22 protein-coding genes are annotated in these 20,056 nt (G+C 53.0%); all 22 read left to right on the forward strand.

What is annotated here, in order from left to right; translation table 11 throughout:
* The first annotated feature begins 23 nt into the window (after positions 1–23).
* The 22 genes from spoIIIAE to MKZ24_RS15925 all read left to right on the forward strand — a co-directional run bounded on the left by spoIIIAE (position 24) and on the right by MKZ24_RS15925 (position 20,043).
* A complete protein-coding gene (gene spoIIIAE / locus MKZ24_RS15820; protein WP_340784440.1) occupies positions 24–1,277 on the forward strand; it encodes a stage III sporulation protein AE in 1,254 nt (417 codons plus the stop codon).
* 73 nt (positions 1,278–1,350) lie between these two features.
* Positions 1,351–2,154 carry a stage III sporulation protein AF gene (locus tag MKZ24_RS15825; protein WP_052416601.1) on the forward strand — a complete coding sequence of 268 codons (804 nt, stop codon included), beginning with the start codon at positions 1,351–1,353 and terminating at the stop codon, positions 2,152–2,154.
* 54 nt (positions 2,155–2,208) lie between these two features.
* Complete coding sequence (gene spoIIIAG / locus MKZ24_RS15830) at positions 2,209–2,847, forward strand: stage III sporulation protein AG (RefSeq protein WP_039295496.1); 639 nt, start codon at positions 2,209–2,211, stop codon at positions 2,845–2,847.
* 78 nt (positions 2,848–2,925) lie between these two features.
* Complete coding sequence (locus MKZ24_RS15835) at positions 2,926–3,816, forward strand: SpoIIIAH-like family protein (protein ID WP_042237853.1); 891 nt, start codon at positions 2,926–2,928, stop codon at positions 3,814–3,816.
* Positions 3,817–4,087: 271 nt separating this feature from the next.
* Complete coding sequence (gene accB, locus MKZ24_RS15840) at positions 4,088–4,597, forward strand: acetyl-CoA carboxylase biotin carboxyl carrier protein (protein ID WP_042237852.1); 510 nt, start codon at positions 4,088–4,090, stop codon at positions 4,595–4,597.
* Positions 4,598–4,653: 56 nt separating this feature from the next.
* Positions 4,654–5,997, forward strand: coding sequence for an acetyl-CoA carboxylase biotin carboxylase subunit (gene accC / locus MKZ24_RS15845; RefSeq protein ID WP_039295502.1), 1,344 nt, complete (start codon positions 4,654–4,656; stop codon positions 5,995–5,997).
* Positions 5,998–6,116: 119 nt separating this feature from the next.
* A complete protein-coding gene (locus tag MKZ24_RS15850) occupies positions 6,117–6,533 on the forward strand; it encodes an Asp23/Gls24 family envelope stress response protein (protein ID WP_039295505.1) in 417 nt (138 codons plus the stop codon).
* Positions 6,534–6,605: 72 nt separating this feature from the next.
* Positions 6,606–7,145 carry an alkaline shock response membrane anchor protein AmaP gene (gene amaP / locus MKZ24_RS15855; RefSeq protein WP_042237850.1) on the forward strand — a complete coding sequence of 180 codons (540 nt, stop codon included), beginning with the start codon at positions 6,606–6,608 and terminating at the stop codon, positions 7,143–7,145.
* Between the two features lie 15 nt (positions 7,146–7,160).
* Positions 7,161–7,394, forward strand: a complete 234-nt coding sequence (locus tag MKZ24_RS15860) for a DUF2273 domain-containing protein (RefSeq protein ID WP_042138734.1) — start codon at positions 7,161–7,163, stop codon at positions 7,392–7,394.
* 143 nt (positions 7,395–7,537) lie between these two features.
* Complete coding sequence (gene nusB / locus MKZ24_RS15865; RefSeq protein ID WP_039295510.1) at positions 7,538–7,987, forward strand: transcription antitermination factor NusB; 450 nt, start codon at positions 7,538–7,540, stop codon at positions 7,985–7,987.
* Positions 7,988–8,018: 31 nt separating this feature from the next.
* Complete coding sequence (folD, locus tag MKZ24_RS15870) at positions 8,019–8,876, forward strand: bifunctional methylenetetrahydrofolate dehydrogenase/methenyltetrahydrofolate cyclohydrolase FolD (RefSeq protein WP_042237848.1); 858 nt, start codon at positions 8,019–8,021, stop codon at positions 8,874–8,876.
* A gap of 9 nt (positions 8,877–8,885) precedes the next feature.
* A complete protein-coding gene (xseA, locus tag MKZ24_RS15875; protein ID WP_340784450.1) occupies positions 8,886–10,271 on the forward strand; it encodes an exodeoxyribonuclease VII large subunit in 1,386 nt (461 codons plus the stop codon).
* Positions 10,243–10,500, forward strand: a complete 258-nt coding sequence (gene xseB, locus MKZ24_RS15880; protein WP_039300434.1) for an exodeoxyribonuclease VII small subunit — start codon at positions 10,243–10,245, stop codon at positions 10,498–10,500. The genes xseA and xseB overlap by 29 nt, the downstream gene beginning before the upstream one ends.
* On the forward strand, positions 10,487–11,434 hold the full coding sequence (locus MKZ24_RS15885) for a polyprenyl synthetase family protein (RefSeq protein ID WP_042138730.1): 948 nt from the start codon (positions 10,487–10,489) through the stop codon (positions 11,432–11,434). Before xseB ends, MKZ24_RS15885 begins: the two co-directional genes overlap by 14 nt.
* A 94-nt stretch (positions 11,435–11,528) precedes the next feature.
* Entirely contained in the window at positions 11,529–13,442 is a 1,914-nt protein-coding gene (gene dxs, locus MKZ24_RS15890) for a 1-deoxy-D-xylulose-5-phosphate synthase (RefSeq protein WP_340784453.1), read from the forward strand.
* A gap of 41 nt (positions 13,443–13,483) precedes the next feature.
* Entirely contained in the window at positions 13,484–14,383 is a 900-nt protein-coding gene (locus MKZ24_RS15895) for a TlyA family RNA methyltransferase (RefSeq protein WP_336103061.1), read from the forward strand.
* A gap of 220 nt (positions 14,384–14,603) precedes the next feature.
* Positions 14,604–15,074, forward strand: coding sequence for a hypothetical protein (locus MKZ24_RS15900; RefSeq protein WP_052421957.1), 471 nt, complete (start codon positions 14,604–14,606; stop codon positions 15,072–15,074).
* A 28-nt stretch (positions 15,075–15,102) separates the two neighbouring features.
* The gene (ahrC, locus tag MKZ24_RS15905; protein WP_039300423.1) at positions 15,103–15,552 is read left to right on the forward strand and encodes a transcriptional regulator AhrC/ArgR; all 450 of its coding nucleotides are present in this window, start codon (positions 15,103–15,105) and stop codon (positions 15,550–15,552) included.
* Between the two features lie 56 nt (positions 15,553–15,608).
* Complete coding sequence (gene recN / locus MKZ24_RS15910) at positions 15,609–17,336, forward strand: DNA repair protein RecN (protein ID WP_340784466.1); 1,728 nt, start codon at positions 15,609–15,611, stop codon at positions 17,334–17,336.
* 114 nt (positions 17,337–17,450) lie between these two features.
* Positions 17,451–18,584 carry a SpoIVB peptidase gene (gene spoIVB / locus MKZ24_RS15915; protein WP_042237836.1) on the forward strand — a complete coding sequence of 378 codons (1,134 nt, stop codon included), beginning with the start codon at positions 17,451–17,453 and terminating at the stop codon, positions 18,582–18,584.
* A 170-nt stretch (positions 18,585–18,754) separates the two neighbouring features.
* Positions 18,755–19,573, forward strand: coding sequence for a sporulation transcription factor Spo0A (spo0A, locus tag MKZ24_RS15920; protein WP_042237835.1), 819 nt, complete (start codon positions 18,755–18,757; stop codon positions 19,571–19,573).
* Positions 19,574–19,761: 188 nt separating this feature from the next.
* Positions 19,762–20,043: a copper amine oxidase N-terminal domain-containing protein gene (locus MKZ24_RS15925; protein WP_081956597.1), complete on the forward strand. Its 282-nt coding sequence runs from the start codon at positions 19,762–19,764 to the stop codon at positions 20,041–20,043.
* Positions 20,044–20,056: the final 13 nt, after the last annotated feature.

Genomic DNA, 20,056 nt, shown 5'->3' on the forward strand with positions numbered 1-20,056 from the left:
CCACAGGAAAGCGGGGTGAGGGTATGCAGGAGCGCAGTATTTTTCGTCCGCCAAAATTAAACAGGCTGCTCGTTCTGCTCCCCTGTCTGCTGCTTCTGCTGTGTGCAGGAACCGCTTATGCAGCTCCGGCTTCTCAAGCGCAGACACAGACGCAAACGGGAGGCAGCGGAGGGTCCTCATCCCCTGTAGACCAGTGGGTGAAGGGGCAGGTCGAGAACCTTCCGACAGACGGGGTGGAGACGTACTGGGATCAGCTGATGAAGGACTACGGGGGATTCTTCCCGGAAGGCAAAACGCCTTCGCTGATGGATATGCTGCTGCCCGGAGAAGACGGTTTAAGCTTCAAAAGCGTATTGTCCGGCTTGACCCGCTTCATGTGGCATGAGGTGCTCTACAACGGCAAGCTGCTGGTTACGATTGTGATGATCAGCGTGCTGAGTATGATTCTGGAGACGCTGCAGACCGCTTTTGAACGGAAATCCGTCAGTAAAATCGCTTATATGCTCTGTTACATGGTGGTACTGGTCATAGCCGTGAACAGCTTCAACATCTCGATGGGCTACGCCAAGGATGCCATTGACCGGATGATCGATTTCATGATGGCGATGATTCCGCTGCTATTCGCGTTGCTGGCTTCAATGGGCAATATCGTAACGGTGTCAGTGACCCATCCGCTGATCGTGTTCATGATCCATACGGTGGGCACGATGATTCATACCATAGTGTTCCCGCTGCTGTTCTTCTCGGCGGTGCTGCATCTGGTGAGTGCGATGTCGGAGAAATACAAGCTGACCCAATTGGCCAACCTGCTGCGCAATATAGGGGCCGGATTGCTCGGAGTACTGCTTACCGTCTTTCTCGGGGTAATCTCGGTCAGAGGAATCACCAGCTCGGTCACTGATGGAGTAACCATCCGCGCCGCCAAATATATCACAGGCAATTTCGTGCCGGTTATCGGCAAAATGTTCGCTGATGCCACTGATACCGTAATCTCGGCATCACTGCTGGTGAAGAACGCTATCGGGCTCTCGGGGGTCATCATCATCCTCTTCCTCTGCGCCTTCCCGGCGATCAAAATCCTGGTGCTGGCCCTGATCTACAACGTAGCCGCCGCCGTTATGCAGCCGCTGGGTGAAACGCCCATTGTGACCTGCCTGCAGACGATCGGTAAAAGCATGATCTACGTATTCGCCGCGCTGGCTGCCGTATCTCTGATGTTCTTCCTGGCCGTCACCATCATGCTGACTGCCGGAAATGTCACCGTAATGATGCGGTGAGGCGAATAACATCCTGGTCCGTTTGTATGAGGTATGAGGCTGGTTGTGTGAAGAAACTTTCAGGAGGTGTGCCATGAGCTGGCTCAGCGGATGGCTCCATGAACTGATTCTGGTGGTGCTGATGGCCGCGTTTGTCGAGATGCTGCTGCCCAGCAAATCCATGGAACGTTATGCCAGACTGGTGCTCAGTCTGCTGGTTCTGCTGACCATGCTGAGTCCGATCGTCTCTATGCTAAAGGGTGACGCCAGCAAGGAGCTTAGTCTGGCCATGGAGCAGCAGGAGCGGAGCGGCGGGCTGCTCTCAGGTGCAGGAGACGGCGCGGACTCGCTGGAGAAGATTCTGGCGGACGGGCGGATGCTGGCAGAGGGCGCGCGCGATCAGAGCCTGAAGCTTGCCGCCGAAGAAATAGCAGGGCAGATGCGTGATCAGATTGCCGGCAGCACCGGCATCCGCGGCGCAAATGTTACGGTGACGCTGGGCATGGGGCAGAATCCGAGTGCGCCTCTGGGCGAAGAGGTGCCGGTGATCTCCTCGGTCACGGTAGATATACCAGTGTCGGGAGCGGTTGCTGCAAGCGGCATACCGGGTTCAGCAGAGGGCTCACAGCCTGCTGCAAGCCCGGCATCCGAACCGATACTGATTACCCCTGTAGAACCGGTCCAGGTCAGCCTGGACAAGGACGGGACGGCAAGTGAAGGTTCTGGAGCCGCAACGGGTGTTTCGCAGCCTTCAGCCACAGGAAATGGGGCGCAGGAGGAACAGGCAGCAGCGGTTGTAGAGGCCGAATCGGTCAAAAGGCTGCTCGAGCAGAACTGGAACCTGGACCCGGATTCGATACATGTGCTGAGCGGCGGCACCAGCGCCGTGAAATCATAAGACAGTGACCAGGGAAATCAAGGCAGAATGCCATAAACAGAAGGAGGGAAATCAATGGCCAATTGGCTGAAAAAGCTTGAGCAGTGGGCCGGCGGCGGAAGCGGCAACCCGAAGAGGAGTCATACTTTCCGCTGGCTGATCATTATTGGCTTGCTGGGCGTTGCTATCATGCTGTTCAACTCCTTCGTGAATGTGAAGAAGCTGGACAGTGAGAATACGGGACGTGAACCACCCGTAAGTGAGACCTCTCAGGCGGTCCTGCAGCAGGAGGCGGTGCAACCCAATTCTTTTGACAGCATCGAGCTGGCGATGGAGAACCGGACGAAGGAGATTCTGGAGAAAATCGTCGGGGTCGGGACGGTTGACATTATGGTCACCGTGGATTCCACAGAGGAAATAGTCGTGCAGCGCAATATGAATGATTCGCAGGCGCAGAGTGAGGAAACCGATGCCAGCGGTGGTAAACGCCATACCACACAATACACCAGGGACGGCGAAATCGTAACCTACAGCCAGTCCGGTGACGAGACCCCGATTATCACCAAACGGATCAAACCCCAGGTGCGCGGTGTGCTGGTTGTCGCCAAAGGGGCAGAGAATAAAGTGGTGCGTAACCTGATCGAGCAGGCTGTCGAGAAAGGGCTGAACGTGCCGAGCTACCGGATCTCCGTCGTTCCGCGCAAGCAGGAATAGGCGTTCAGCTTACAAGCCAGACATACGCAAGCGAATTCGTAGAGGCATATTTAATAAAACTTTTAGGAGGAATCACAAATGAAGGGCAAAAGACAAACGATTTGGCTGGTTTCGATGCTCAGTTTAATGGTGGTGCTCTCGGCTTATTATCTGTTCACGGAGGACACAGGTGCTTCCATTCCTAAAGAAACTGCAGGCAGCATTCAGGTGGACACCGTGAAGGATGGGACGGGCGGCGGGACAGCTACTACGCTTGACAGCGGGCTCGTGATCAACGAAGTAACAACTGATGATTCCGTTACTGCCGATGCGGGAACCCAGACAGAGGACAGCAAAACTGCTGCTGTAACTGAGGATGCCGACAAAGCTGTTGCAGACGATACCGCAGCCGCTGCCGTGACGGATGATACCGCAACTGCAGCAGTAACAGATGACAGCAGCGCAGCAGCTAACAGCTCCAACGCTGACAAGGAAACGGCCGCAGCAGATACAGCGGGCAAGACAGACAAACCGGCTGCAAGTGCCGACAAATCAGCAGCAGCTTCCACAGATAAGACTCCGGCCAAGGATGATGCGGCTATTCTGGATGAAGTAGCTTCAGAGAGCGTGTCGGCCAGCAGCATGTTCACGAACTACCTGTATGAACGCGAGCAGCAGAATCTTAAGGACCACAATGATCTGCTGGCCCTGATTAATGACATGGATAAGACACCTGCGGAGAACGCGGTTGCCCAGGAACAACTCAGCAAGCTGGAGGAAAAAGAATCAAAGATCACCGGAATTGAGGAACAGCTCCAGCAGAAATACGGAGAAGCTATTGTGAAAGAGGAAGCCGGAGATGCGTACACGATCGTAGTGCTCAGCGATAAGCTGGATGTGAAGCAGGCCGTGGGCATCGTTGACCTTGTAATGAAAGAACTGAGTGTGTCCCAGGACAAGATTAAAGTCCAATACGTATCGGAGCAGTAAGCCCCCCTGAATTAATTGAAAGAAAATAGAATAAAATGCCGAAAGAGTCCGGGCACGTCCCGGGCTCTTTCCATTTCTAGCGTTTGTGATATAATACATAAAGTTATCTTGAAATATAAGAAGAATACGCAGGCAGCGGTTATCCTGAAAGCGATTCTAAAGAACCGCAAGCAGGCCGAATCACAGGTTACCCGGGAAGAACGGAATATCGTACCCTGCTTATCTGCGTCCAAAATGGCTTTGAGAGAAAGCTGAAGGAGTGAACTACCCAATGTTCAAGTTAAGCGAGATTAAGGAATTAATTAAATTGCTGGACCAGACCTCTTCCGTACATGAGCTGGAGATTGAAAGCGAAGGTATGAAGCTGGCTATCCGCAAACCGGATCGCCCTGAAGCTGATGGAACAGCAATCCAGGCGACTCCTTATGCCTACCCCTTTACGCCAGCATCGCAGCCGCAAAGTCCGCAGCATGTTGCTCCTCCGGTTGTCAGTGAAGTTCCTGCTGTAACGCAGCAGCAATCACCCTCCGCTGAAGGCGCATTACATAAAATCGTCTCTCCGATGGTAGGGACCTTCTATAGTGCTGCTTCTCCGGAAACACCGTCCTTTGTAAGTGTGGGAGACCGGGTTCATGAGAAATCAACGGTCTGTATCATTGAAGCCATGAAGCTGATGAATGAGCTGGAAGCGGAAGTGAAAGGCGAAATCGTCTCCGTCCTGGCCGAGAACGGCCAGTTAGTGGAATACGGCCAGCCGCTGTTTCTGGTGAGAGCGGAATAATTGCCGCGAGAATCATGAGGAGCCTGCAAGCTTCGCTAAACTTTGGGAGGAAAAGCATGAACATTCAAAAAGTGTTGATTGCCAACCGCGGCGAAATCGCGGTCCGCATTATCAGGGCCTGCCGTGAACTGGGCATTTCCACCGTAGCAGTCTATTCGGAGCCGGACCGGGATTCACTGCATGTCCGTCTGGCTGATGAAGCGTACTGTATTGGTCCGATGCCCGCCAAGGACAGCTATCTGAACTTTACCAATATTATGAGCGTAGCCACGCTCACGGACTGCGATGCCATTCATCCCGGCTACGGCTTCCTGGCCGAGAATGCGGATTTCGCGGAGATTTGTGAATCCTGCAATATTACATTTATTGGCCCTTCTCCGGATGCGATCACACGGATGGGTGACAAGGCTGTAGCCAAAGAAACCATGAAGCTGGCCGGAGTTCCGATTATTCCGGGCTCTGACGGGCTTGTTGGCGACATCGAGGAAGCGGTTATGCTGGGCCGTGATATTGGTTATCCGATCATCGTCAAGGCCACAGCAGGCGGTGGAGGCAAAGGCATCCGCATCGCCGAGGACGAAGCATCACTGGTGAAGCAGATTACGGCTGCCCAGCAGGAAGCGCAGAAGGCGTTCGGCAACGCTGGTGTGTATCTTGAGAAATTCCTGACCGGCATGAAGCATGTGGAGATTCAGATTATCGCCGATAACCATGGCAATGTAGTCCATCTGGGCGAACGGGACTGCTCCGTGCAGCGCCGCCGCCAGAAGCTGATTGAAGAAGCGCCTTGCTCTGTACTTACGCCGGAGGTCCGTGATGCGATGGGCCAAGCGGCTGTACGGGCTGCTCAGGCGGTTAATTACTCGGGAGCGGGTACACTTGAATTCCTGCTGGGGCCGGACGGACAGTTCTACTTCATGGAGATGAATACGCGTATCCAGGTTGAGCATCCGGTAACGGAGATGGTCACCGGCGTGGATCTGATCAAGGAAATGATCTCTGTGGCGGAAGGCAACCCCTTGTCCTTCACCCAGGAGGATATTGTGATCAACGGCTGGTCAATCGAATGCCGCATTAACGCTGAGGACCCTGAACGTAATTTCATGCCGTCTCCGGGCAAAATCGGCTTCTACCTGCCGCCGGGCGGTCTTGGAGTGCGGGTGGACAGCGCGGCTTATCCGGGCTACACCATTTCACCTTTTTATGACTCGATGATCGCCAAACTGATCGTCTGGGCGCCGACGCGCTATGAAGCCATTGCCAAGATGAAACGGGCTTTATCCGAATTCGCTGTGGAAGGCATACATACAACCATACCTTTCCATCAGAGATTGCTGGAGCATCCGGTATTTTTGGACGGGAATTTCGATATCAAATTCCTGGAAGAGTATGAAATTTAGGACGACTTCTCATTGTTTGTCATAAAGTTCGTCAAATGATATAGTATGTTTAATAAGAGACGTGCTGCCTGCTTGAAATGTCCGAATAACTTTTTTACTGGAAAGGTGTGAAGTCCAAAATGAGTACATTGCCCACAGAATACGAACGTACGGAAATTGGTGAGATCCAGATTGCTCCCGAAGTGATCGAGGTTATCGCAGGTTTGGCAACCGTAGAGGTTAAAGGCGTGGCCGGAATGAGCGGCGGTTTCGCCGGAGGAATCGTGGAGCTTCTCGGACGCAAGAACTTGTCTAAGGGCGTTAAGGTTGAAGTTGGACAACGCGAAGCTGCAGTGGATGTATCCGTAATCATTGAGTACGGCAACCGTCTTCCTGAAGTGGCTGCTGAAATTCAGCGCAACGTTAAACGTTCCATCGAAACCATGACCGGTCTGACTGTTGTAGAAGTGAATGTGCATATCCATGATGTGCAGTTCAGAAACGCCACAAGTGTTGACAAAAGCGAAGATACAGATGCGGTTATCCGCGTGAAGTAAGAGCCTTTGTTCTTCCATAAACCCCCGACGTACGTCGAGGGTTTACCTTAATTTAAGGAGGTTATGTGACTCGTGGCCAAAATTCTGGACAGGCTTCTGCTGTTCCTTTACAGCTTAAGTATCGGAATACTATCTGTAATTGCCATCCTCCTCTTGAGCGGCGTCATTCCGGACACGTTTGAGATTCCTGACGGGCCGGGGGCCTATATCGCTGCGATTACAGCTGCGGTTATTCTTTTCCTGCTGAGCATCCGTTTCTTCTACATCTCTCTGCGCCGCGACCGTGCTTCCCTGCCGTCCGTTGATCAGCGTACAGAGTATGGGGACATTCAGATCTCCATGGAAACCATCGAGAACCTCAGCCTCAAGGCTGCAGGCAAAGTGAAGGGCATCCGTGATCTGAAGTCGCGAATCCGCGTCTCGCAGGCCGGACTTGAAATTATGATCCGTGCAGTTGTGGACGGCGAGCATTCCCTGCCTCTGCTTACTACTGAGGTGCAGCGCCAGGTGCATGATTTCGTCCAGGAAACAACCGGAATTCCGGTAGCGGATGTATCTGTATATATTGCTAACCTCACACAGTCACCAAGCTTCAAAAGTCGAGTGGAATAGAGGTGAGTTTCCCTTATGTCTTGGAGAGAAGTATGGGAAAGTCACGGGGGTAGAATTGCCGGAGTTACCTTCGGGGTCGTTCTCGGTTTGATTTATCTGATTAGCGGTTTTTGGGATATGCTGTTCTTTGCACTGGTAGTGTTCATCGGATATACGCTTGGCAAAAGAAAGGATACCGCGCAGGCTCCCCTGTTTCAGTGGCAGGAGCTCGTGAGCCGGCTGTCCGGACGCTGGCGTCCCTTCAAATGAACCGCGATAGTCTTTCTCCCGGAAGCCTGGAACCCGTTACTTTGAGTTGCTGACCTGCGGAAGAACGGCTGCGCGGTTTTTTGGTAAGAAGATTTAAGTAATTCAAATACAAAGTATGCTAGTTAAGACTGTAGGAGGAACAAATGAAAAGACGTTTAGCGAGAGAAATTATTGTCCAGAGCCTGTACCAGATGGAAATGAATGATGTGGAAGTTACCGAGGCTGTAGAAATGCTGATTGAGGAAGCTGCAGATGAGAACGAAACCGAACGCGTCATCACTGACGAGACCGAGCTGAAGGCTTATGTGATCGCCCATGTTAACGGCGTGTGGGAGCACAAAATGGCCATCGACGATATGCTGGAGCATTACCTCAAAGGCTGGCAGATGAGCCGTCTGTCCCGTGTTGACCGTCAGATTCTGCGTCTGGCCACGTTCGAGATGATCTTTGCCAGCGATGTGCCGGCCAAGGTAGCTGTCAATGAGGCGATTGATCTGGCCAAGCATTTCGGCACCGATGATTCCGGTAAATTCGTTAACGGCGTACTCGGCAAGATGATTCAGGATGTAGATACGCTTAGAGCGGATCTGTAATCGTTAAATAGACAAAAGGGGAGAGACTTACATGACAGCAGCGATTATCAGCGGTAAACAGGTATCGGACGAAATTCGGATCAGCATTGCCCGGGAGGTTGCAGAGCTTACGGAACGTGGCGTTAAGCCCGGTCTTGCTGTCGTTCTGGTCGGTGAAGATCCGGCTTCTCAGGTCTATGTGCGCAACAAAGAGAAATCATGTATTGAGCTGGGCTTCCATTCCGAGGTTCACCGGCTGGATGCGGCAACCAGCCAGGAGGAGCTGCTGGCACTGGTGGCTGATCTGAACGGCCGTGATGATATTGACGGCATTCTCGTGCAATTGCCGCTTCCCAAGCATATTGAAGAGAAGGCAGTCATTAATGCCATCTCCGTGGAGAAGGATGTTGACGGGTTCCATCCGGTCAATGTAGGGAATCTGGTGATCGGTGATGACAGTCTGCTCCCTTGCACTCCTGCGGGTGTCATCGAATTGATCAAACGGACAGGTACTGATATTTCCGGCAAGCATGCTGTGGTTATCGGCCGCAGCAATATTGTCGGCAAGCCGGTGTCCCTGTTGCTGCAGCGTGAGAATGCCACGGTAACCATGTGCCATTCACGCACCGCGAACATGGCTGAACTCAGCCGCCAGGCGGATATTCTGGTTGTTGCCATCGGCCGGGCTAACTTCATCGATGCTTCCTTCGTGAAGCCTGGCGCCGTTGTTATTGATGTCGGAATGAACCGCCTGGATACCGGCAAGCTTGCCGGTGATGTTGATTACGAGAGTGCCCGTGAAGTCGCCGGGTTTATTACGCCTGTGCCGGGCGGAGTAGGGCCGATGACGATCACCATGCTGATGAGCAACACGCTGATCGCGGCCAAACGCCGCCACGGCCTGAAGTAGGCTAAGCTTATGGCGGCAGAGCGGCAAGTCTACTCCATAAAGGAACTTAACAAGTATATCCGCATGAAGCTGGATTCGGATGTAGTGCTCTCCGATGTATGGATCCGCGGTGAAATATCGAATTTCACCCACCACGGAAGCGGGCATATGTATTTCACGCTGAAGGATGAGAGCAGCCGGATCAAGGCGATCATGTTTGCTTCACATAATTCGCGGCTGCCTTTTGTACCGAAGGAAGGCACCAAGGTCATTGCCAGAGGCAACGTGACGGTCTATGAACGGGACGGGCAGTATCAATTCTACGCCACCCACATGCAGCCGGACGGAATCGGCAGCCTGTATCTGGCTTACGAACAGCTGAAGAGTAAGCTGGAGCAGGAGGGGCTGTTCGCAGCGGCGCGCAAGCGTCCGCTGCCGCGGTTCCCGCGCGTGATCGGTGTAGTTACCTCGCCGACAGGAGCGGCGGTGCGGGATATTATCATCACCCTGCAGCGCCGTTATCCGCAGGTGGCGGTAGTGCTCTATCCTGTACTTGTACAGGGTAAAGGCGCTGGCCCTTCCGTTGTGAAGGCCATCGAGAACCTGAACGCCATGGGCGAGGCCGATGTGCTGATCGTAGGGCGCGGCGGCGGCTCCCTGGAGGAGCTCTGGGCCTTCAATGAAGAGGCCGTCGCCCGCGCGATTGCGGCCTCCAGGATTCCGGTCATCTCGGCTGTCGGCCACGAGACCGACTTCACGATCGCCGACTTCGCCGCCGATCTCCGTGCGGCAACCCCTACGGCGGCAGCGGAGCTTGCCGTGCCGAGCGCAGCCGAGCTCGCCGGGCAGCTGCGCACCGCCCAGCAGCGGCTGCGCCAAGGGCTGCTGCGCCGCTCCCAGCGCAGCGGCGAGCGCCTCGCGGCGCTGCAGCGCTCGCTGGCGCTGGCCGGCCCGCGCCGGCAGCTGGCCCAGCACGCGCAGCGGCTGGACATGCTGCGCGCGGCCCTGGTCCGCGCAGCTGAGGCAAGGCACAGCCGCGCGCAGGGGCGCAGCGCGCTGCTGCATCAGAGCCTGCAGCGCTTCCATCCGCAAGGCAGCATCAGCGCTGCCCGCCGGCGCACGGATAGCCTTACCCGTGAGCTGGCGGGAGCCATGCAGGCGCGCCTCCAGGATAAGCGCGCGCACTATGTGGCTGAGCTGCGCCATCTGGATGCGCTCAGCCCGCTCAAGGTGATGTCACGGGGCTACAGCCTCGTGTACGATGAGAAGGAAGAGCATTTAATCAAATCGCTGAAGGAAGTTGAAGTAGGCGATAAGGTGAACATAAAGCTAAATGACGGACAGCTAAACTGCCAGGTATGGGGAATGAAGGAGGATGTTGAAACGAATGGCAAAGGAAGCGGAACTGGATTTTGAGGGAGCCATGGAGCGCCTGGAGGGAATCGTACGCGAGCTTGAGCATGGCGACGTTCCCCTGGAGAAGGCGATTGATTTATTCCAGCAGGGGATGAAGCTGTCGCAGCTCTGCGGCAGTAAGCTGGAGCAGGTAGAGCGCAAGATCGAGATGATTACGGTAGAGGATGGCGAGCTGCGCAAGAAGCCATTCGGAGCCCGGCTGGAAGGCGATGGCGATGAGTCGTTCTGAGCTGGAACCGGGCAGCAGTGAATCGGAAGCACACGGGCGCGCACCGCTTGAGCAGTATATTGCAGAGGTGGGCCATTGGGTCGCCGATGCGCTGACGGCAACCCTGCCAGCGCAGTGGACTGTGCCTCAGGTGCTCAGGGAGGCGATGGACTATTCGCTGCAGGCCGGAGGCAAACGCCTGCGCCCGCTGCTGGTCATCGCCGCCTGTGAAGCGCTTGGCGGCAGCCGGGAGGCTGCGCTGCCCGTAGCGGCAGCGATTGAAATGGTGCATACCTATTCATTGATTCATGATGATCTGCCGGCCATGGATAATGACGACTACCGGCGCGGCAAGCTCACGAACCACAAGGTCTTCGGGGAAGCTGCGGCGATCCTGGCCGGGGATGCTCTGCTGACGCATGCATTCTATAGCGTGGTACAAGCTTCGCGTAAATTTGGCGTTCCGGCAGAGAATGTGCTGTCCATCGTTGAGGATCTGGCCGAAATGGCCGGGCCGCGCGGAATGGTCGGCGGGCAGGTTGCCGATATGGAAGGCGAGCAGGGCTTAACCGATCTGCATCAGCTTCAGTATATCCATCTTCATAAGACAGGCGATCTGATGATCTTCTCGCTGCTGGCGGGAGGCAGGATCGCCGGTGCGGATGAGCGTCAGCTGGAGGCGCTGCGCCAGTTCGGTACGCAGATTGGCCTGGCTTTTCAGATTCAGGATGATATCCTTGATCTGGTCGGCGATGAGAGCAAGCTGGGCAAAAAAACCGGCAGTGATATCAAGCAGCAAAAGGTGACCTATCCCTACTTCATCGGCCTGGAAGCCTCGCGTGAAGAGGTGAAGCGGCTGACCGCTGCAGCGCACAGCGCGGTCCTTGAGGGCGGATTTCAGGATCACACCCGGCTGCTTGAAATTGCAGATTATTTGATGTCACGCGATCATTAGGTACATTTCGGAAACGGCTGTGTTTCGACAGCCGTTTCGTTTGTGTTATAATGGGGTTTATATTTTACAACATCTAGGAAAGCGGGGAATACTCGTGCTGCTTCCACAAATAAATGATCCTCACCAACTTAAATCTTTGTCAGTCGAGGAGCTGGCAGCCCTTGCGGAAGAAATCCGCCGGTTTTTAATAGACAAACTTACAGTAACCGGAGGGCATCTCGGATCCAACCTGGGGGTAGTGGAGCTCACGCTGGCCCTGCATTACTGCTATGACAGTCCCCGGGACAAGATGATATATGACGTCGGTCATCAGGCGTATGTACACAAGATACTGACTGGCCGCCAGGACCGGTTTGATACACTGCGTAAGCAGGGCGGCTTATGCGGCTTTGTGAAGCGTTCGGAGAGCGAGCATGATGTCTGGGAAGCCGGACACAGCAGTACCTCTTTGTCTGCCGCAATGGGTATGGCCATGGCCCGGGATTTGAAGGGCGAGGACAATAGGGTCATCGCTGTGATCGGCGACGGTGCGCTTACCGGGGGGATGGCCTTTGAGGCGCTGAACCATATTGGACATGAACGCCGCAAGCTGATGGTTATCCTCAATGACAATGAGATGTCTATCGCACCGAATGTAGGAGCCATGCATAATTATTTGAGCAAAATCCGCTCGGACCGCCATTATCTGCGTGCGAAGGATGAAGTGGAAGGCCTGCTCAAGAAAATCCCGGCGATTGGCGGGCGGCTGGCCAAGACGGCGCAGAATGTGAAGGACGGCCTGAAGAACATGCTCGTTCCCGGTGTTCTGTTCGAAGAGCTCGGATTCACGTATCTGGGACCCGTGGATGGTCATGATCTGGAGAAAATGATTGACACCTTCCATCAGGCAGATAATGTGTCTGGTCCTGTGCTGGTACATGTGCTGACGACGAAGGGCAAAGGCTACAAGCCGGCCGAAACGGACTTCTATAAATCACATGCGATCTCACCCTACAAAATTGAATCCGGCCAGTCCCTTAAGGCTGTGAAGGCTGTCAGCCACCCGATGTATACCGAGGTATTCGGGGAGACGCTGATTGAACTGGGCCGTCAGGATTCAAGACTGATTGCGGTCACACCGGCAATGCCGGGCGGCTCGGGCCTGTTCCCGTTCGCCAAGGAATTCCCGGACCGGATGATCGATGTGGGTATCGCTGAGCAGCATGCGGCCACGCTGTGCGCCGCTCTGGTCATGGAGGGGATGAAGCCGGTCTATGCCGTCTACTCCACTTTTATGCAGCGTGCCTATGACCAGATTGTCCATGATATCTGCAGACATAACGCCAATGTAATGTTTGCCATCGACCGTGCCGGTTTTGTCGGAGCAGACGGGGAGACCCATCAAGGGGTATATGATATAGCGTTCATGCGGCACATCCCGAATATAGTGCTTATGATGCCTAAGGATGAGAATGAGCTGCGCCACATGATGAAGACGGCACTGGAATACAATGACGGACCTATCGCTTACCGTTATCCGCGGATTGAGGGCACCGGGGCGGCTGTAGATACCGAACTGCGTTGTCTGCCTATCGGCTCCTGGGAGCGTCTGCGTCCCGGGGATGATTACGCAGTGCTGGCCTGCGGCCCTATGGTTCAGTTAGCGGAGGAGGCAGCTGAGCTGCTCAAGCGCGAAGGCATTCAGGTTAGCGTAGTGAACGCCCGGTTCCTGAAGCCGCTGGATAATACCATGCTGCTTGAACTGGCTCATGCCGGAACCAGCATGGTTGTGCTTGAAGAAGCCAGCCAGGCAGGCAGTCTGGGCAGCGCAGTGCTCGAATTCTATGCGGAACATGAGATTTATGATGCACGTGTCCATTTGATGGGCGTGCCGGATATCTTCGTTGAGCATGGTTCGATCAAGGAGCAGCGCCAGGAAACCGGCCTCACCGTTGAAGCCTTGTGTGCGCGGATCAAGGCGATGAAGGCGTTGAGCACTTATACTTACAAGTCGACTTCCAATTCCTGAGTACAGGGTGGAAGCCGGACCCAAGTGACCAGGAGATGAACATGGAACACCCTAAAGAACGTATAGATGTACTGTTAGTAGAGCAAGGCTTCTACGACAGCCGTGAGAAGGCCAAGGCAGCAATCATGGCGGGTCTTGTGCTGGCGAATGAAGAACGGATTGAGAAGCCGGGAATGAAGGTGCTGCGCAGCTCTGTCTTAAGAGTCAAAGGAGCTGTGCATCCCTACGTCAGCCGGGGCGGCCTGAAGCTGGAGAAGGCACTGCGGCAGTTCGGCATTGACCTGAACGGGAGGAATATGCTGGATATCGGCTCCTCTACAGGAGGCTTCACCGATTGTGCGCTCCAGAACGGGGCAGCACATGTGTATGCTATTGATGTCGGCCATAACCAGCTGGACTGGAGCCTGCGCAACGACGAGCGGGTAACCGTAATGGAGCAGACCAACTTCCGCTACATGACCCCGCCTGACCTGAAGGGGCCGGTACCTGATTTTGCCAGTATTGATGTGTCCTTTATTTCACTGAAGATTATTCTGCCGCCGCTGATGGCGCTCCTGAACCGCCCGGCCGATATCGCTGCGCTGATCAAGCCGCAGTTCGAGGCTGGACGGGAAAAGGTGGGCAAATCCGGTGTAGTCCGCGAATCCGCCGTTCACAAAGAGGTGCTTGTTAATGTGCTGTCTATGGCGGCCGGGCTGGGCTATAAGCTGGAAGGGCTGACCTTCTCTCCAATTACGGGAGGGGAAGGCAATATTGAATTCCTGGCTCACTGGAAGCTGCTGCCTGAAATAGTGGACAACTCTCCGGATGAACAGCACGAACAGCAGCTTTTACCGGCTGAAGCACAGCCGAATCCTTTCGCCGCGCTTGCCGAATCCGTAATTAAGGAAGCGAATGCAACCTTTAGCGCTACGAACAATGGAAACTCATCTAAACGATGAGTTTCTTTTGCTGCAAAAATAAAGAATTAAATCATCTGCCGTTTTCTGCCTGCAATATACATGCTTCAAGCGGTGTTATACGTTATAATTAATGAACTTGAGCAGGCAACGCTTCATCTGCAGTCAGCTTCAACCTTTTGCTGCCGGATCAGGCTCTGTTGTTCCCCTCAAGCAGGATTTCGCTTGCCTTCACGCGAATAGATTCACCGAGGTGATGGGAGTGGCGAGCTCTGACAAGGCCGTTGTGGCACTCATTGGACTGGCGGCGGCAATCTTTATCGTTTATCGGATCTACATCTGGCTCCAAGGTTCCCCAAGATCGTTCATGAAGGACCGGGTGCCGATCAATACCATTATTCAGCCTCATCCGTCCATCGGATTATTAGAGGATGCCGGTTACGAGGTTATTGGCGGCAAGCTGAAAATTCCTTTGTCCTTTCAAGTGAACGGGGCACCGATGTACAGCAGGCTGTTCATTGATTATGTGGCCAGCAAAGATGAGGAGCATTTCTATCTGGTTATTCTGTCCCGGCCGCGCAAAGGGCTTGAGTTCACCGGCAGCGGACTCCGCGACACCTTGCTTCCTTATCTGCTGATCTATCCGGATTGCAGCGGAGTGCTGTACGTAGATACGGTGAATTCAGCAATTCATGTGATTAAGTTAGGCAAAGACGATGGTGAATCCAATTGAGATTAACTTATTAATACGGGAGGCAACAATGAAGGGACACAGGCACATCAAAATAAGAGAAATTATTACGCAGAGGGAGATCGAGACCCAGGATGATCTGGTGGAGGCTCTGCGTGAATCCGGATTTCAGGTTACCCAAGCCACAGTATCCCGTGATATCAAGGAACTGCTGCTGATTAAGGTGCCGATGGATGACGGGCGCTACAAATACTCCCTGCCGACTGACCAGCGCTATAATCCGACCCAGAAGCTTAAGCGGGTGCTGGTGGATAATTTTGTGCAGATCGATTTCTCCGCCAACCTTGTGGTTATGAAATGTCTTCCGGGAACAGCCAATTCTGTGGCTGCACTGATTGATAATATTGACTGGCCGCAAATTATGGGCACCATCTCGGGCGATGACACTATTCTGATTATCTGCCGCCAGCCTGAGGACAGCAAAGGCGTTATTGCACAAATTATGGGTTACATCTCGTAACTTCATCACACTTTTACACTTAAATAAGGGATCATCTTTTCGGAGGTGCTGTATTCGTGTTAGACACGTTATCAATCCGCAATCTGGCCGTCGTTGAGGCGGTGGATGTGCATTTTTATCCCGGCTTTCATGTTCTTACAGGGGAGACGGGGGCAGGGAAATCGATTATTATCGATGCGCTTGCACTCATTGCCGGGGGCCGCGGTTCTGCGGACTCTATCCGGTATGGGTGTGAAAAGGCAGAAATGGAAGCGCTTTTCAGCCTGCCGGGAACCCATCCCGTCTGGGATACGCTGGAACGGCTTGGCATTGGAGCAGAACGCGAAGAGCATCTGGTGATCCGCCGGGAGATTACTTCTCAAGGCAAAAGCACTTCACGGGTGAACGGCCAGATGGTCAATCTCAGCATGCTGCGGGAAATCGGTGAACAGCTGGTGAATATCCACGGGCAGCATGAGCATCAGAACCTGCTGAAGGCTGAACGTCATCTGGGGCTGCTGGATACTTACGGCGAAGCTGTGATTGGCCCGCTCAAAGCTGACTACCAGGAGAAATATACGGCCTTCGCCAAAGTGGAAAAAGAACTCCGGGAACTTCAGGAATCCAGTCAAAAAGCGTATCAAATGCTTGATTTGTACCGTTTTCAGCTGGAGGAAATTTCTGCTGCAGGATTAAAACCGGGAGAAGATGAATTACTTAACGAAGAAAGGGTCAAACTATCCCACAGTGAGAAAATGATGGATTCAGTATCCGGCGCATACGAGCTGCTGTATGACAGGCAAGGGCTGGAATCCATCGGGAGTGTCATCTCCAAGCTGGAGGATGCGATCCGTTATGACGAGAAGGGCCTGAGGGCTGTGTTCGAGCAGCTGCAGTCGTCGTATTACCAGCTGGAGGATGCGGCTTTCCAGTTGCGTGACTACCGCGAAGAGATCGAGTTCAATCCGGCGAGGCTGGAGGAAATTGAGAACCGTCTGGATCTGATCACAGGGCTGCGGCGCAAATACGGGGATAGTGTAGAGCAGATTCTGGCGTATTATGAGCAGATTCACCGGGAGACCGATCTTCTGGAGAATAAGGACGAATACATTGAGAAATTGACGGCCAAACGCGATGGCCTGCTCGGCACTTTAATGAAAGCTGCCGGAGCACTTAGCGCGGCACGCCGCCAGTGTGCTACGGATCTCGCTTCGCAAGTGGAAGGTGAGCTGAAGGATCTGCAGATGGAGCGGACTTCGCTTCAGGTCAAAATGGATACACTTGAAGACCCGCGTGGTATTGAGTATCAGGACCGCCGTTACCGTCTGACCCGGCAGGGGATCGACAGCGCGGAGTTCATGATCTCCCCGAACCCGGGCGAGCCCCTGCGGCCGCTGGGCAAAATCGCTTCCGGCGGTGAGCTGTCGCGGATCATGCTGGCGATGAAGAGCATTTTTGCCCGGCATGATGCCATTCCTGTCCTGATCTTCGATGAAGTGGATACCGGTGTCAGCGGGCGCGCGGCTCAATCCATTGCGGATAAATTATACAAGCTGTCCTCCACCTGTCAGGTGTTCTCCATTACTCACTTGCCGCAGGTGGCCTGTATGGCGGATCATCAATATCTGATTGTCAAAAAAGTCGAAGACGGACGCACGATGACCGAAGTGGACTCCCTCTCGGCAGAGGGCCGGGTCCTTGAGCTGGCCCGTATGCTGGGTGGTGTGGAAATTACCGAAAAAACATTGCATCACGCACAGGAAATGCTCGGTTTGGCCGAGGCCAGCAAAGCTGCTGCTGGGTAAGCGGGACAATGATTGACAGTAATAAAAGCCTGGGGGCAAGGTTATCTTATAGGTACGCAATTGGCGACCACCTTTTTCGTCAAGCGAAAGAAGCAAAAGGGAGCGTGACAGCCATTGAAGCCGAACCTCAGGAAGTTAATGCCCGGCCTTTTATTTGCCTTCTTTCTCAGTTTAACAGGCATAACGGGACCTCAACAGAGCTTTGCAGCACCGCTAGAACATCAGCCGCATAAAGCGGTTCAGGGGAATGACAATGAGCTTAGAGTCATCCCGGGAGGTCAGACGATTGGTGTGAAAGTGAAGTCAGCAGGGGTTCTGGTCGTGGGCCATCATCTGATTGAAGTATCGGAGCAGTCCAAGATTTCACCCGGCGAGAACAGCGGACTGATGCCTGGTGATCTGATGATCTCCATTAATGGAGTCAAGCTGGATGAGGTATCCAAGGTAGCAAAGCTTGTGGAACGTGCCGGTAAAAGCAATGATTCCTTAAGTATTGTGTACAAACGCAGCGGCAAAGAGCACAAAGCTCAGCTAAAACCCGCGTATGACCGCAATGACAAGGTATGGAGACTGGGGCTCTACATCCGCGATTCCGCAGCAGGTGTGGGTACCCTGACTTTCTATGCTCCGAAACAAGGCGTATACGGTGCTCTGGGGCATGTCATTACCGACATGAACACCGGTACACCGATCGTTGTCGGCAGCGGCCATATCGTCCAGTCCAGTGTCACCTCCATTTCCAAAAGCCAGGATGGCGATCCTGGGGAGAAACGGGCTCATTTTCTGAAGGAAAGCCAGGTTCTTGGTAATGTGGAGAGCAATACGGATTTCGGAATCTTCGGCAAAATGACCCGTAATCCAGAGCACAGCCTGTACCAGGAACCGATACCCGTTGCAATGAGCGCAGAAGTGAAGGAAGGCCCGGCACAGATTCTTACAGTAGTCGATGGTCAGCAGGTGGAACGTTTCAATGTGGAGATCATTCATGTGGCACGCCAGCAGACTCCGGCGACCAAAGGAATGGTGCTGCGCATCACCGATTCCCGTCTGATTGATAAGACCGGCGGGATTGTTCAGGGGATGAGCGGCAGCCCGATTGTCCAGAATGGCCGGCTGATCGGTGCAGTGACCCATGTATTCGTCAATGATCCCAAGTCGGGTTACGGCTGCTTCATCGAATGGATGCTTCGTGACTCCGGTGTGGTGCAACAAGAGAATTTGCTTCCCTACAATCTTAAGGCGGTTTAGCCTTAAGATTTTTTGTCGAAGGCCAACGAGAAACATCGAATCGTGAAACAAAATATTTAATTATAAATCAACGCCGAAAAAAAATAAAGAAAAATAATTTTCGACAGAAGGATATTCAATCTTCATGTCGAAAACTTAAGGGAGAGAAGATAATAAGGAGGAAGTAGCCAGTGCAGAATATTGAAGTGTTGTTGGCCGATGATAACAGGGAGTTCACTAACTTGCTTGCCGAATACATTACCGAACAGGAAGATATGACCGTGACAGGCATTGCCTATAATGGTGAAGAAGTGCTTCAAATGCTGAGCGGAGCACGCAAAATTCCCGATGTCCTTATTCTTGATATCATTATGCCGCATCTGGACGGCCTCGGCGTTCTGGAACGCCTGCGCGATATGGATCTGAACCCTCAGCCGAAGATCATCATGCTGACCGCTTTCGGCCAGGAGAACATCACCCAAAGAGCGGTTCAGCTCGGAGCATCTTATTATATTTTGAAGCCTTTCGATATGGAGGTTCTGGCGAACCGTGTGCGTCAGCTTGTGGGTGCCCAAGGCAGCATGAGCACTTCTGCCAGCATGTCCGGCTATTCGAGTTCCAGATCTTCCAGTAATGTGGTGCCTTTGTCCAAAGGAAAGAATCTGGATGCCAATATTACATCGATCATTCATGAAATCGGCGTACCTGCGCATATTAAAGGTTATCAGTACCTGCGTGAAGCCATTACCATGGTCTACAACAATATCGAGATTCTGGGTGCTATCACCAAGACACTCTACCCTGCCATTGCCGAGAAATTCAAGACAACGCCTTCACGTGTGGAGCGCGCCATCCGCCATGCGATCGAAGTCGCCTGGACCCGTGGCAACATCGACAGCATCTCCCTACTGTTCGGCTATACCATTAATATCTCCAAATCCAAGCCAACTAACTCGGAATTTATTGCCATGGTAGCCGACAAGCTGCGCATTGAGCATAAGGTGTCTTGAAAGGGTTAGGATTAGGATACGTGAAGATTTAACGGGGAACTGATGAGTCAATCAGTTTCTGCTGAGAATATGTACAAAACACTCCTTCATGGGTATGCAAATCCCTTGAAGGAGTTTTTTTAAAGTAATGTTATAAAATAAAATAATATAAATGGAAAATATTAGATTGAATATATATTATGTAGTCTATGCGGCCGATCTTTGAGAAATATGGAATGAGCATTGAATGGGGTAATGTTACGAAAACAGTAACTGCAACGAAAGAGGGTACGGTCATTAAATTAACGCATAATTCTCATGATGGAGTTATTAATGGAGAAAAGGTTGCTTTAACTCAGGTTCCGACCTTAGAACCGAACAACAATATATTTTACGTTAATCTGAGATTTATCTCTGAAGCATTAGGGGCAGCGGTTCAATGGAATAAAACAAACGATGATGCCTCAATCTACATTAGCTTTCCTGAATAATTGTTAAAATTAA

Source organism: Paenibacillus sp. FSL R7-0297 (assembly GCF_038009025.1).
In the GTDB taxonomy this organism is placed as follows: Bacteria; Bacillota; Bacilli; order Paenibacillales; family Paenibacillaceae; genus Paenibacillus_AQ.